We start from the raw sequence: 367 nt of genomic DNA, 5'->3' as shown, positions 1-367 counted from the left end.
CTGATATGGACCGCGGCTACTACGCGGATCACAACCTGACCATCGCAAGACATCCGTCGGAAACCGATGAACGCATGATGGTGCGGGTCTTAGCTTTCGCTATTCATGCCGCAGAAAGGCTGGAATTCGGCAAAGGGATTTCGGATACAGAAGAACCCGATTTATGGGAAAAAGACTATACCGATGCGATCCAGACCTGGATAGAAGTCGGCCAGCCGGATGACCGCCGCTTGTTAAAGGCTTGCGGCCGTTCTGATAAGGTGTATGTGTACAGCTATGCCAGTGCCAGCGATGTCTGGTGGAAGCAGATGAACAGCCGTTTAGACCGCGCGAAAAATCTGTGCGTCAGAAATATCCCGGCCGAACA

The 367-nt window shown here is 52.6% G+C and carries 1 protein-coding gene; it reads left to right on the top strand.

Annotated elements, in window-relative coordinates; all coding sequences use genetic code 11:
- Positions 1-367 (top strand): YaeQ family protein (locus KDM89_RS20415; RefSeq protein ID WP_212689693.1); only part of this gene is annotated, 367 nt, incomplete at both ends.

Origin of the sequence: Cognatundibacterium luofuense, from assembly GCF_018139685.1 — a bacterium.
In the GTDB taxonomy this organism is placed as follows: Bacteria; Pseudomonadota; Gammaproteobacteria; order Burkholderiales; family Burkholderiaceae_D; genus Undibacterium; species Undibacterium luofuense.
The sequence above is the reverse complement of the archived record's forward strand: the minus strand, read 5'-3'. Positions and strand labels throughout refer to the sequence as shown.